10 protein-coding genes are annotated in these 13,448 nt (G+C 67.0%); 7 read left to right on the top strand and 3 right to left on the bottom strand.

Annotated elements, in window-relative coordinates; translation table 11 throughout:
• The first annotated feature begins 13 nt into the window (after positions 1-13).
• The 4 genes from Q0627_RS10815 (at position 14) to Q0627_RS10800 (ending at position 7,839) form a co-directional block, all read left to right on the top strand.
• Positions 14-1,459, top strand: a complete 1,446-nt coding sequence (locus Q0627_RS10815) for an NAD(P)/FAD-dependent oxidoreductase (RefSeq protein WP_298809699.1) — start codon at positions 14-16, stop codon at positions 1,457-1,459.
• A 77-nt stretch (positions 1,460-1,536) separates the two neighbouring features.
• Complete coding sequence (locus tag Q0627_RS10810) at positions 1,537-2,352, top strand: YcnI family protein (RefSeq protein ID WP_298809696.1); 816 nt, start codon at positions 1,537-1,539, stop codon at positions 2,350-2,352.
• Complete coding sequence (locus tag Q0627_RS10805; protein ID WP_298809694.1) at positions 2,349-3,929, top strand: copper resistance protein CopC; 1,581 nt, start codon at positions 2,349-2,351, stop codon at positions 3,927-3,929. Before Q0627_RS10810 ends, Q0627_RS10805 begins: the two co-directional genes overlap by 4 nt.
• Before the next feature lie 208 nt (positions 3,930-4,137).
• A complete protein-coding gene (locus Q0627_RS10800) occupies positions 4,138-7,839 on the top strand; it encodes an ABC transporter ATP-binding protein (protein WP_298809691.1) in 3,702 nt (1,233 codons plus the stop codon).
• 301 nt (positions 7,840-8,140) lie between these two features.
• Here the strand turns inward: Q0627_RS10800 and Q0627_RS10795 are convergent, their stop codons facing one another.
• Positions 8,141-9,406, bottom strand: coding sequence for an amidohydrolase family protein (locus Q0627_RS10795; RefSeq protein ID WP_298809688.1), 1,266 nt, complete (start codon positions 9,404-9,406; stop codon positions 8,141-8,143).
• A gap of 113 nt (positions 9,407-9,519) precedes the next feature.
• On the opposite strand from Q0627_RS10795, the gene Q0627_RS10790 reads away from it, so the two are divergent.
• The gene (locus Q0627_RS10790) at positions 9,520-10,476 is read left to right on the top strand and encodes an LLM class F420-dependent oxidoreductase (RefSeq protein ID WP_291017914.1); all 957 of its coding nucleotides are present in this window, start codon (positions 9,520-9,522) and stop codon (positions 10,474-10,476) included.
• Positions 10,477-10,735: 259 nt separating this feature from the next.
• Here the strand turns inward: Q0627_RS10790 and Q0627_RS10785 are convergent, their stop codons facing one another.
• Positions 10,736-11,059: a DUF4286 family protein gene (locus Q0627_RS10785; RefSeq protein ID WP_291015068.1), complete on the bottom strand. Its 324-nt coding sequence runs from the start codon at positions 11,057-11,059 to the stop codon at positions 10,736-10,738.
• A 26-nt stretch (positions 11,060-11,085) separates the two neighbouring features.
• Positions 11,086-12,102, bottom strand: a complete 1,017-nt coding sequence (locus Q0627_RS10780; RefSeq protein WP_291015066.1) for a ferredoxin--NADP reductase — start codon at positions 12,100-12,102, stop codon at positions 11,086-11,088.
• Positions 12,103-12,273: 171 nt separating this feature from the next.
• Here Q0627_RS10780 and Q0627_RS10775 point away from each other — a divergent pair, with 171 nt between their 5' ends.
• Both Q0627_RS10775 and Q0627_RS10770 read left to right on the top strand, forming a co-directional pair.
• A complete protein-coding gene (locus tag Q0627_RS10775; RefSeq protein ID WP_291015063.1) occupies positions 12,274-13,179 on the top strand; it encodes an acyl-CoA dehydrogenase family protein in 906 nt (301 codons plus the stop codon).
• Positions 13,166-13,448 (top strand): acyl-CoA dehydrogenase family protein (locus Q0627_RS10770; protein WP_298809676.1); only part of this gene is annotated, 283 nt, incomplete at its 3' end. The genes Q0627_RS10775 and Q0627_RS10770, both read left to right, overlap by 14 nt.

Raw genomic sequence — 13,448 nt, 5'->3', positions numbered from 1 at the left:
ACTGTCTGGTCCTATGACTGTTGACAATCCCTCGAATGCAGGGCTTTCAGAGAATGCAGGGCTTTCCGAGAACGCTGGGCTTTCCGAGAACACTGCGGCTGCGAACGCACAGGAATCGTTGCAGCTCCTCGGCTACCCGGACACCCCGAACCTGATCGACGAATCGGGCGGTGCCGATCATGACGTGGTGATCATCGGCGCCGGACAGACCGGGATCAGTGCGGCGTTCGGGCTGCGTAGGCGCGGAGTGCGCAGGATCAGCGTGATCGATGCCGCTCCGACCACCGCCGACCTTGCCTGGCGCACCAAGGCGCGCATGCGAACACTGCGCACCCCGAAGACCCTCGCCGGCCCCGAGCTCGGCGTTCCCGCACTGTCGTTCCGGGCCTGGTACGACACCGTGCGCGGCGACGGTGCGTTCGAGTCGATCGGCCGGATCCCCACCGGCGACTGGGCCGATTACCTGGACTGGTTCCGTGAACAGGTCGGCGTCGACGTACGTCGCGGGGTGCGTCTGGAGTCGATCGAATCCGTCGGCGACGACCTCATCGCCCTGCACCTGGTGAATCCCGAAAGTTCGTCGCAGCCCGAGCGGTGGGTCGAGACCACCCGCAAGCTGATCCTGGCCACCGGGGTATCGGGAACGGGTGGACCGCTCATCCCCGAGGCGGTCGCGGACCTGTCGCCTGCGGTGTTCGCGCACACCGCCGACGCGATTGACTTCGCGGCCCTCGCCGGTAAGTCGGTGGCGGTGCTGGGCGCTGCTGCATCCGCATTCGACGCGGCGGCAACAGCTTTGGAGGCCGGAGCGGCGAGTGTCGACGTGTACACCCGGCGTCCCGAATTGGTGATTCCCGATCCTGCGGGGCCGCCCATCAACCGGTTGGTGCAGGACGTGTTCGCCCATCTGCCCGACGACGAGCGGTGGCGCCGGCGCAAGGCCACGTTGACCGCCGGCGCCAGTGTGCCCGCCGATTCGGTGGAGCGGGCGGCACTGTTCGAGAACTACCGGCTGCATGTGTCGGCGCCGTGGCATTCGGCGCGCGAGGCCGACGGCCAGGTGACGGTGGAAGCCGAAGACGGCACCGCCACCTACGATTTCGTCATCGCCGGCACCGGCTACCAGCAGAACCCGGCGACCCGGACCGAATTGTCCGCCATCGCAACGCATATCGCGCTGTGGCGGGACAGGTTCACCCCGCCGGCCGGGCAGGAGTCGGAAACCCTCGGCGTGGTCCCGTATCTCGGGCCCGGCTATCAGCTGACCGAACGCGAACCCGGACAGGCGCCGTGGCTGGCGAACATCCACGTGTTCTCGATCGGTTCCAATGCCAGCTTCGGGCTGCCCGTCGGCGACGTCCCGAGCCTGCCCACCGGCATCCCGCGCCTCGTGGAGGCGATCATCCGGGATCTGGTGATCGCCGACCTTGATCGCGCCCGCACGGTCGCGGCCCGGTAGTTCAGGCGCCCGGTAGTTCAGGCGCCCGGTAGACCGGGTCAGAGCCCCATCCGACTTTGAAAGGTCAATGAACAGTCATGTCACACAACAATCATGCAACGATCCGGAGCGGGTTACGCGCTGCCGTCGTCACGTTCGGGGTGCTGGGCCTGACGGCCCTCGGTGCCGCCGGCGTCGCGTCGGCACACGTCTCCGCCGATCAGACGGTGCAACCGGCCCAGGGTGGATACGGTCAGGTCCGGCTCATCGTGCCCACCGAATCGGATACCGCGCGAACCACCGCGGTGGCGGTGACCATCCCCGAGTCGGTCGACCTGACCTCGGCCAGAACCCTGCCGATCCCCGGCTGGACGGCCAAGGTGAGCACCGAACCCGATGGCGCCGCCCAACGGGTCAGCCGCATCGAATGGACGGCGAACAATCCCGACAATGGTTTGGGCGCAACCGAGTTCGGGGTGTTCACGTTCTCGGGCGGAAAATGGCCCGCGGGCGTCGATTCGGTGTCGCTGCCCACCGAGCAGCGTTATAGCGACGGCACCGTCGTGCGGTGGGACGAGGAGGCACTCGACGCCGCCAGCGAGCCCGAACATCCGGCACCGTCGGTGACGCTCGCCGAATCGGCCGGTCATGACGGAGCGCACGGGCAGTCCGCCGACCACAAGGCGGAAAGCGTTGCCGCCGAACAGGACAAGGCGGACTGGGCGGCTCGGGTGCTGGGCATCGCGGCATTGATCGTGGCGCTGGCCGCCGCCGCCGTGGGCGGTGCACTCTGGCAGCGGGGCCGAACGGATCCCGCGGCGCCGGCCGACGGAGCGGCCACGGCTGAACGTGACGGTGCCGAAGGTGATCTCGTGTCGGCCGGGACCGGGGAGCGCGGTCCGGCCCGGTCATGACGACGGCGCTGCGGGCCGCCGCCGCACTGCTCGTGACGCTGCTGGCCGGTGCGGTCCTGGTGGCATCGGCAGCACCCGCATCGGCGCACGCCACCGTCGTCTCGAGTTCGCCGGCCGACGGCGCTCACGTCGATACGGCACCGGAGGTGCTGGTCATCGAGCTGAGCGAGCCGGTGACCATCGTCGGTGGGTCGGCGTCGCTGATCACCTCCGGCGGTGAGCGGATACGGCTGTCGGGGGTACGGCTGGAGAACGGTAACCGCCGGGTGGTGATCAACCCGTCCGGCTCGCTGGGCGACGACGCCTACCTCGCCACGGTCCGCACCGTGTCGGCCGACACCCATGTGATCTCGTTGTCGATCCGGTTCACCGTCGGCTCGGTCACGGACCTGAGCGGGATACCGGTGGCCTCCGCAGCGAGCAATACCGCGACCCGCTGGGGGTGGCCGGCGAAGGCGGCCGTCTATCTCGGCGTCATCCTCACCGTCGGACTGCTGCTCGCCGCGCGCATGGTGTGGCCGGAGCTACTGTCCGGCAACAGGTTCCATGTCGTATACCAGGCCGGTGGGGTGATCCTGTTCCTCGGGCTGCTCGGCCGCCTCGCCGTCCTGGGCACGCAGCACGCCGGCGGTCTGTCCTCGATCACCACGGGCGCGATGGACGATGTGCTGCACACCCGGGCTGGTTGGTCGATCGCGCTCGCCGCGGTGCTGAATCTGACTGTCGCCGCGGGTATCTCCCGGATCCGGGGCGGACGATACGCCGGATATGTTGCGGCGGGGTCCGCGCTGATCGCCGTGACCCTCGGCGGGCACGGGGGGTCGACGGATCGGTGGCCGGTTGCCTTTGCCGACACACTCATTCACGTGTACGCGATGTCGGTGTGGCTCGGTGGGGTAGCGGTGCTCGCGTTGCTCGCCCCGGAGACTGTCCGCATCGCGCGCTGGCATCGGGTGGCGCTCGCGCATGTGGCGATCGTGATCGTGTCCGGGGTGATCCTGGCGCTGTGGCAGGTCGATCCGCTCGCAGCGCTCGGGACCACCACGTACGGGGTGGTCCTGCTGGTGAAGGCCGGCGTGGTCGCCGGTGCCGTGGCGGTCGGATTCTGGGCGTACCGCCGATCCGTTCGTGGTGATTCCCGGCGCGGAGTCGTCGCCGGGGAACTCGCGCTGGTGGTGGTGATCGCATCGGCGACGGCCGTACTGTCGTCGACGACGCCCGCCCGGGACAGCTACACCACGCAGGTGAAGGCCACGCTGGACTTCGGGTCGTCCCGGATATTGGATGTCGATATCGACACGATCCGGCGCGGTGATCAGACCATCACGGTGCGATACCGGAGTCCGGAGCCGGCCGACGATCCCGACGTCGACATCGAATTGTCATCGGCCGACGCGAACGTCGCTCGGCTGCCTGTCACCGTCGCCCGGGTGTCGTCGGCGAGTGGCGTCCTTTGGCGAAGCGACGGCCTCATCGTTCCCGCTGCGGGGAAGTGGAAGGTAACCGTTCGGTTCGACGGCGGGGGCCCGAAAGACGGGGGGCCGAAACTCGCGTCTTTCAGGTATCGGGTCCGTTGATCACGGAACCATTGCGATCACCGGCGCGCCGGACACATTAATACTCATTGCGAACAGATAAAGCATTCTTTACCAATTATGTGGTGGCAGTGGGTGATCCGCGGGAATTCGGCGGTGTCCGGTAATGTTTATCAATGCGTCGGAAACCGGTCGAAGGGATTGAGGTCTGGTGGGCTTGAAGGTGAAAAGCGGTCAGGGAACACTCACATTGCTGGCACCATTGCTGGGCCGGGCCAACCTGCGCCGGATTCACGCCGGCATCGTGCTGTCGGTGCTCGCCCAGGTCACCCTGGCCGCGATACCACTGATCCAGCAGCGGATCGTCGACGACTGCATCGTCGCCGGCCGGCAGTCGCTGGGGACATGGATCACCATCCTGCTCGTGGTGGGCGTGGTCTGTTTCGGGTTGCAGTACCTGCGCCGGTCGGTCGGTTTCCGTGCTGCCGCCCGCGGGCAGCGTGACCTGCAAGAACTCGTCCACCGGCACATGCAGCACCTCGACGCGAGCGCACGGGGCCGGTTCCGTACCGGCGACGTGATGTCGCGTGCCACCAGTGACCTCACGCTGATCCAGATGTTCCTTCAGCAACTCGGGCTGCTCGCCGGAAACATCACCCTGCTCGCGAGCGCGCTCGCGGTGATGCTGTATCTGTCGCCGCTGCTGTCGCTGGTGATGGTGATCGCTGTCCCGGCGTTCCTGTGGGTCGCGGCCCGCTTCCGGACCCGGACCTTCCCCGCCGGCTACACCGATGCCGTGTACAAGGGGTCGGTGGCGGGCGTGGTCGAAGAGGCGATCACCGGGGTACGGGTGGTGAAGGCATTCGGTCAGGAGGCACAGGAACAGGACTCTCTGAATACCGAGGCGCGCACGCTGTTTCAGTCGCGGCTGCGTGCGGCCCGCATCACCGCCCGGTTCTCCGCCTCACTCGACGCGTTCCCGGGCCTCACCCAGGTGGGGGTGCTCGCCCTCGGCGGGTTGCTGGTGATGCGCGGCGACATCACTCTCGGTGTGTACCTGGCGTTCTCGAGTTACATCCTGCAACTGGTCACCCCTGTCCGGTTCCTGTCGAGCATCCTCACCACCAGTCAGCAGGCGCGGGCGGGAGTGACCCGGCTGCTCGATCTTCTGAACTCGAAGTCCGAGGTCGCAGACCGGCCCGACGCCCCCGAGATCCTGGCCGGGCACGGACTGATCGAGATCGACCATGCAGACTTCGCCTACCCGGGCGGCGAGCCGGTGCTCACCGACATCACGCTCCGCGTGCAGCCAGGTGAGCGGCTCGCGATTGTCGGCGCGTCCGGCTCCGGAAAGTCGACGCTGGCCTTGCTGCTCGCCCGCTTCTACGATCCATCCGCCGGGCAGATCCGCATCGACGGCCAGGATCTGCGGGACTGTTCGGTCGCGTCCGTCCGGCGCGCGGTGGGGCTGGTGTTCGAGGAAGGATTTCTGTTCTCCACCACCATTGGTGACAACATCGCCTTCGGCCGCCCCGGCGTCGGTCGCGGCGAAGTAGAGCGTGCCGCGATCGCCGCCCATGCCCACGGTTTCATCTCCGGACTTCCGGGCGGGTACGCCACAGTGGTCGGCGAACGCGGGTACACGCTGTCCGGCGGTCAGCGTCAGCGCATCGCTCTGGCCCGGGCCGCCCTGGCCAACCCGCGGGTTCTGGTGCTCGACGACGCGACCTCGGCGATCGACGCCCGCACCGAACACGCCATCCACCGATCCTTCGATGAGGTACTGTCCGGGCGCACCACGGTGCTGATCGCCAAACGCTATTCGACGCTGCAACTGGCCGACCGGGTCGTCGTGCTCGACGGCGGGCGGATCGTCGATCAGGGCACCCCGGATGAGCTGCAGGAACGGTCGGCGCTGTTCCGGGAACTGATGACCGGCCCGGACACCGACGATGTCCCGTTCACGCCGGATACCGACACGGCTGCGGTGGATACGGCTGCCTGGCCGGCCGGAGTCTCCCGGGAGGGGGCGGCCAAGGTGAGCAGTTTCGCCGGGGACGCACTCGCCCGCTCGTCGGCCGGCGGCGGTGGACCGATCAGCGACAGCTCCCGGCTCGGCAGCCTGGCCACTGAATCACCCGAACTGCTCGCCGCCGTCGACGCCCTGCCGCCGCTGTCGGGCGAACCCGACGTCGACCTCGCCGAGCAGACCGCGCCGAACAGCCATTTCACGATGGGTGCCGTGTTCGCGCCGTTCGCCAAGCCGCTCGCGCTCGGTGTGCTACTCGTGGTCGTCGACGCGCTGGCATCGCTGGCCGGGCCCGCGCTCATCCGGTTCGGCGTCGACCACGGTGTCGTGCGTGACTCGGTCGCCGTGCTCTACGTTGTGGTGGCGTCGCTGCTGGCGTTGCAGATATTCATCTGGGTCAATCAGCGATACATGACGTTCTTCACCCAGTGGACGGCAGAGCGGATGCTGTTCGGTCTGCGGGTGCGGACTTTCGCTCACCTGCAACGACTTTCGCTGAATTACTACGAGCAGCACCAGGCCGGCAAGATCATGACGCGGATGACCTCCGACGTGGAGGCGTTTGCCCAACTGCTGCAACAGGGTCTGGTGACCGCGCTGGTCAGTCTGCTCACCTGCGGTGGGATCGCGGTGGTGCTGGCGGTATTCAACCCGGCTCTGGCGCTTGCCGTTTCGGTGGTGATCGGACCGCTGGTAGTGGCCACCACGGTCTTCGGACGGCTCTCGACACGAACATATCTGGTTGCCCGGGAACGCATTTCGGTTCTGTACGCCGATATGCAGGAAAGTCTCAACGGGGTCACGGTCAGCCAGGCGTACAACAGGCAGGGCGCCAACGAGCGGCAATTCGCGAGGCTGGCCGAAAGCTACTGCGCCGCCAGGGAACGCTCGTATGAGTTGCAGGCCAGGTTCTTCCCGTTCATCGACCTGCTCAGCGTGATCGCCAAGGCGATCGCACTCGGGGTGGGGGCGGGCATGTTCGCAGCCGGAAACCTCACCGCCGGTGTCCTCGTCGCGTTCCTGCTGTATCTCGATCAGTTCTTCGCACCCATCCGGCAGTTGTCGTCGGTGTTCGACCAGTGGCTGCAGGCCCAGGTCGCCGCCGGACAACTCGGTGAGCTGTTGCGGACCCCGTCGGACACCCCGATTGCCGAGGCGCCCGTGGTGCCCGGCCGGTTGCGGGGCGACATCGACCTCGACCACGTCACCTTCGCCTACGAATCGACCGGGCTGGTGGTGATGGACGATGTGTCGTTGCGCATTCCGTCCGGGCAGGTGGTGGCGCTGGTCGGGACCACCGGCGCGGGCAAATCGACGCTGATGAAACTCGTCGCCCGGTTCTACGACCCCGACGCCGGCACGGTCCGTGTCGACGGTGTGCCGTTGAAACATCTGGATCTGCCGTCCTACCGGCATCAGCTCGGATTCGTTCCGCAGGAGCCGTTCCTGTTCAGTGGCACGATCCGGTCTAATATCGCCTACGGGCGGCCCGGCGCATCCGATCTCGAGGTCGAGCGCGCCGCGCGTGCGGTCGGTGCGCACGAGTTCATCCGCGGCCTGCCCGCCGGATACCTCACCCCGGTCAGCGAACAGGGCACGTCGCTCTCGGCCGGGCAACGGCAGTTGCTCAGCCTCGCCCGGGCGCTGCTGGTGGATCCGGCGATCCTGCTGCTCGACGAGGCCACCGCCAACCTGGACCTGGCCACCGAGGCCCGGGTGCAGCGGGCGATGGGTCTGGTCGCCAGTGGCCGCACCACCATCGTCATCGCCCACCGCCTGCACACCGCCCGCGTCTCGCACCGGATCCTGGTGGTGGACAACGGCATCATCGTCGAAGACGGCTCCCACGACGAATTGATCTCCGCCGGTGGCCGTTACGCCGGCCTGTGGGCGGCCGCTGCTGAGCAGGTGGTCACCTCATGATCGCGTGTCACCGGACCCTTCGAGACGCTCGCTCGTACCTCGCATCGCCCTCAGGGATCAAGAAGGGTGGGCGCTACCGATTATCTTGATCTCTGAGGCCGACGCGGCTCTGCTGCGCGCTCAGGCTTACGTGACCGATTGTCTTGGTCTTGGAGGCGGGAGCGGTTGTGCTGTGCGTTCGGGTTTACGTGACCGATCATCTTGATCCCTGAGGCCGTTGCGACGGAGGAGCGAGGGTCACGAAGGGTCCGGTGACCTTCCGCGCATTGCCGGACCACTTCGGAATCATCAGTGACACATATTAAGTCGCCGAAGCAGCTTGTTTGTCGCGGTAGCGGCGGGCCCATTCGGCGCGGGACCGGATGGACACGTCCACGTCGGCGGCGGCGCGACGCAGTGTCCCGGCGGAGATCTCCTCGCGGGTGCGGTCTTTCAGCGGATCCCAATTGAAGAAGCGGGCCGAGTTCTCCCAGCCGATCTTGTCGATATCCGAATCCGAGGCACCGGCGCGGTTGAGTTCGTCGAGCATGAGCTCGGCGGCGTTGGGCCAGAAGCAGTCCGAATGCGGGTAGTCGCATTCCCAGGCGATGATGTCGATCCCGATCTCGTTGCGCAGCAACAACGCCGTCGGGTCGGTGACATAGCAGGCCAGTGAATGCTCGCGGAACACCTCGCTGGGGAGTTTGCCGCCGAAGTCGCGACGCAGCCACCGCTGGTTGGTGTAGTGCCGGTCGCAGCGGTCGAGATAGAACGGGATCCAGCCGATACCGCCCTCGGAGAAGGCGAACTTGAGATCCGGGTAGGCGCGCATCGCCGGACCCCACAGCAGATCCTGCGCGGCGATTGCCGAGATCTGGGTGGCCAGCACAATCAGGTTGTCGATGGGGGCGTCTTTGGCCATCGAGATGGCGCCGAAACCCGATCCGATGTGCAGGCACATCACTAGCCCGGTGTCGGACAGGGTCTGGAACACCGGTCCCCAGTAGTCGATGTCGTGGTAGCTCGGCAGGCCCTCCAGGTGCGGGATCTCCGGCATGGTGACCGCGCGGCAGCCCTTGGCGGCCACCCGGCGGATCTCCGCGCACATCGCCTCGACGTTCCAGGTGGGCAGCAGCGCGAGCGGGACGAAACGCTCGGGGTAGGCGCCGCACCATTCGTCGATGTGCCAGTCGTTGTATGCCGACACCATGACCAGGGTGACCGGGTCCTGATACTGGTTGAGGTGCCGGGCGGAGAAACCGGTGAACGTGGGGAAGCACATCGAACCCCAGATCCCGTTGCGGCTCATGTCGCGGACGCGCTCGTGGACGTCGTACACACCGGGACGCATCTCGGCGAAACCGGCCGGGTCGCGGCCCCACTCCTCGGCCGGCCAGCTCACGACGGCGTTGAGACCGCTCACCCCGGCCTGTTTGCCCTGGTACATCCACTTGTCGACGCCGTTGTCGTCGGTGAAGACGACGGGTGCCTGATCGCGATACTTCTCGGGTACGTGGCGCAGGAACATGTCGGGCGGTTCGACGACGTGGTCGTCGATGCTGATGAGCACCAGATCATCGACATTCATAGGTGGGCCTCCTGATGAGAATCTGACTACCATCTACGATATTGGTATTCTCGTAATCTGCAAGTAGCATATTCAACAGAGGTCGGCGTGCCGACGGCTGGGAGGCGAAGAACATGCGCATGGGCGTGATGGTGGGACCCGAGGGCGGCGACGCCGCACGCAAACTCGGCCGGATGATCAGAGATGCCGAGTGGGCGGAGAACGCCGGCTTCGACTCCATCTGGATCCCGCAGGTGCCCGGCGACTTCGACGCGCTGATCGCCGTGGCTGCGGTGGGGGCCCGCACCAGCCGGGTCGAGATCGGTACCGCAGTCGTGCCACTGCACGCCCAGCATCCGATCGCCCTTGCCCGGCAGGCGCTTTCGGCACACGCGGTGTCCGGTGGCCGGGTGGTTCTCGGTATGGGGCCCTCGCACCACTGGATCGTGCAGGACATGCTCGGCATCCCGTACGAGAAGCCCGCGGCGTACACCCGCGACGTGCTCGACGTGCTCGATCAGGCGCTGCACGGGCCGGGACCGGTCGACGTGGAGAACGCCTCGTTCACCGTGCACAACCCGCTTGACCTCGGGCCGATCGCACCGCTGCCGGTGATGCTGTCGGCGCTCGGTCCGGTGATGCTCAAGATCGCCGGCGAGCGTACCGACGGGACCATTCTGTGGATGGCCGACGAGAAGGCCATCGGTGATCACATCGCACCCCGTATCAATGCCGCCGCCGAGGCCGCCGGGCGCCCGGCTCCGCGTGTGGTGGCCGGGATTCCCGTATGCCTTTGCAGCACTTCGGAAGTCGATGCCGCTCGGGAACGTGCCAACGAGCTGCTCACCGAATCGGAGTTCTCGCCGAATTACCAGCGTCTGCTCGATCACGGCAACGCGCGTGATGCCGGCGACCTGATCCTCGCCGGTGACGAGGACGCGATCGCGGCCGGATTCCAGCGTTACATCGACGCCGGCGTCACCGACATCTCCATGCGCTTGCTGCCCATCGGCGACACCCGCGAAGAACTCCGGGCCTCCCGCGACCGCACCCGCGAAGCCGTGGCCTACATGGCCAAAGACCTCCGGTAGGTCAGTTGGGAGCCTCATCTCGCCGGACCCTTCGAGACGCTCGCTCGTTCCTCGCATCGCCCTCAGGGATCAAGAAGGTGGGCGTGTTCTGTGGTGCTCTTCGGGGGGTCGAGAAGGTGGGTGTGTTGTGTGAACGTCCTCGGGGATCAAGATGGTGGGTGTGACCAATCATCTTGATCCCTGAGGCCGTTGCGACGAAGGAGCGAGGGTCGCGAAGGGTCAGGTGACCTTTCGGCTCCTGACGTACCCACCTCGCAGGCTACGGGGCCGATTGTTCGGCGGTCAGTTCCAGGATGCGCATGGCGGGCGGGGGGTCGAACTGCATCGAGTCGCTCATGTTGAACGCGCCGCTCTGGGCGGCCGCGAACACACCCTTGGCTGCTGCCGTGACGTCGTCGGCGTCGATCTCGTAGACAGCGACGTAGGGTTCGCCCGGGCGGACAGGGCGGAACCGGCGGGCGGAGACGAAGCCGTCGAGGGCGAGCACCTCGGGCATGTGGACGCTCTCATACCACTCGTTGAACTCGGCGTCGCGTTCGGGCGCGCTGGGGCGGCTCTCCACCAGCAGGATGCCTTTGGCCATGGGTGTCTTACCTTTCCTAGTGTTGGTCAGTCTTCGTACGTGACAACAGTTGTGGCGCAGTCCGGTACGGCTTGGCAGGTCAGGGTGTAGCCGTCCTCGATCTCGTCGTCCTCGAGTGCGTCGTTGACGCGCATCGTCGCGGTGCCCTCGTCGAGATGGGCCATGCAGGTCGCGCAGTTGCCCGCCTCGCAGGAGAACGGCGGGGTGAGCCCGCCACGCCGGGCGGCCTCCAGGATCGTCTCGCCGGCCTGCCGGGAGACGGTGACCTTCTTGCGCCCGAGCTTGATGGTGATCTCGCCGCTGACCTCGTCGGCGGCGGCCGGGGGTTCGGTGGTGGCGTCGGCGGGTGCCTGCGTCGCACCGCCGAAACGTTCGATGAACAGGGTGCCGCGGCCGGTGACGGCCTCCTCGACCACGTCCATGAATGCCTCGGGACCGCAGATGTAGTGGTCGGCGTCGGACAGATCGCCGAGGAACCTGGCCACCGTATCGCGGGTGAGGAAGCCGTTCTCGACGTCAAAGCTGCGCTGGACGGTAAGCCGTTCCGGGTACCGTGCGACCAGATCATCGATGGCGGCGGTGAAGATGGCGGCGTCGGCGTCGCGATCGGCGCACAGCAGGTAGACGTCGCGGTCGGTGGTGGCCAGCGCCGACTTGGCCAGCGACAGGATCGGTGTGATGCCACTGCCGCCGCTGTACCCGATCACCGGCCGGTGGCCCTCACGCAGGCAGAACGTGCCGAAAGCCCTGGTCATATCGACGGTGTCGCCGTCGGCGATGTTGTCGAGCAACCAGTTGGACACCTTGCCGCCCGGGACGCGCTTGATGGTGGTGCGCAGTTCGTCGTCGGTGTCAGGGGAACTGGACATCGAGTAGGAGCGGTGCAGCGTCTCACCGTCGACGTCGACGCGGAAGGTGCAGTACTGGCCGGCGCGGTAGTCGATGGGTCCGTCCTCGGGGGTCAGGACGAAGGTCCGCGCATCGGCAGTCTCCTTGATGACGCGGGTGACGGTGGCGCGCTGGTACATCGGAGGTCTCGACACGGCCTCTCCTCTGCTCGGGCTGGGCGTCGTGTGCCGGTGCGGGCCTGCCGGCCACTTGCCAACCACGACGGTATTGCAGTTCTATTACTGTGAGAATCATATTCTCATACTGAGGTAGCATCCTCTCAAGTTCCCCGAATCTCACACCTCCAGATCCGTGTTAGGAGACCGATGGACGCACGGTTGACCGGCGAGCAGGCGCAACTGCGCGACGCCGCCGCCAAACTGGCCACCGACCTGGGACCCGAATCGGTGGCCGCCCTCGACTCGGCCGATCGCCGCGACAGGCTGGACACCGCACTCGCACGCTCGGGGTGGCGGACGCTGCGGTCCGACGGGGCATCGGGTGTCGAGGTCGCCGTCGTTGCCGAAGAACTCGCCCGCGGCCTCGTCGACGCACCGTTCCTCGGGCCGATCCTCGCCGACGACCTGCTTCGCCACGCCTCGGGCACCGGGGAGGGCGTCACCGTCGCGGTCGGCGGCACCGCGGTCGATGCTCGCGGCATCGACCGGGTGGCGACCCTCGACGGCACCACCGTGCGGCTCGGTGCCGCCGGTGGATCCGTTGTGTGCGCCGACTTGACGCGCGAGGCCAAAGAGGTAGCCGGTAGCGGCGACTCGGTGGGCACGATCCCCGATGCCGACGGCCGGCGCTGGTACGCACTCGCACTGGTGGCCACCGCGGCCGACCTGCTCGGCGCCGCCCGCGGCGCACACGCCCTGGCGTGCGACTACGCCAAGATCCGCGAACAGTACGGCAAGACCATCGGCTCCTATCAAGCCGTGGCGCATCTGCTGGCCGAGGGCCTGGCCCTGATCGAGGGCATGGTCTCCATCGTGCGGCACGCCGCCTGGGCCGTTGATGAACTCGACCCCGAGGAGGCCGTGCGGGCCGCGCAGATGGCCAAGGTGTACGCGGCGCGGTCGGCACTGACGGTGTGCGAGAACTCGATTCAGGTTCACGGCGGCATCGGCAACACCTGGGAATGCCTGGCGCACCTGTATCTGCGCCGGGTCCTCGTGGACACCGAGACCTTTCCCGTCACGTTGAAGGAGATCAGCAGTGGACTATCGTGACTCGCCCGACGAGGCGCAGTTCCGCGCGCGGCTGCGCGCCTGGCTCGCCGACAACGCCAAGGATTTCCCGACCTCCGGAGACGAATACTGGGCGCGGCAGGGCGAATGGCATCAGGCGCTTTACGGTGCAGGCTTCTTCGGGCTGTCGTGGCCGGCGAAGTTCGGTGGGCACGACCTGCCGCCCGTATACGACGTGATCCTCGATGAAGAACTCGCCAAAGCCGGTGCCCCGCCCCGGCCGAGCCTGGGCTACCTGCTGCACGGTCTGT

It is taken from the genome of uncultured Gordonia sp. (genome assembly GCF_937858515.1).
Lineage (GTDB): Bacteria > Actinomycetota > Actinomycetes > Mycobacteriales > Mycobacteriaceae > Gordonia.
Note: the sequence above shows the minus strand (reverse complement) of the source record. Positions and strands in the feature narration are given on the sequence as shown.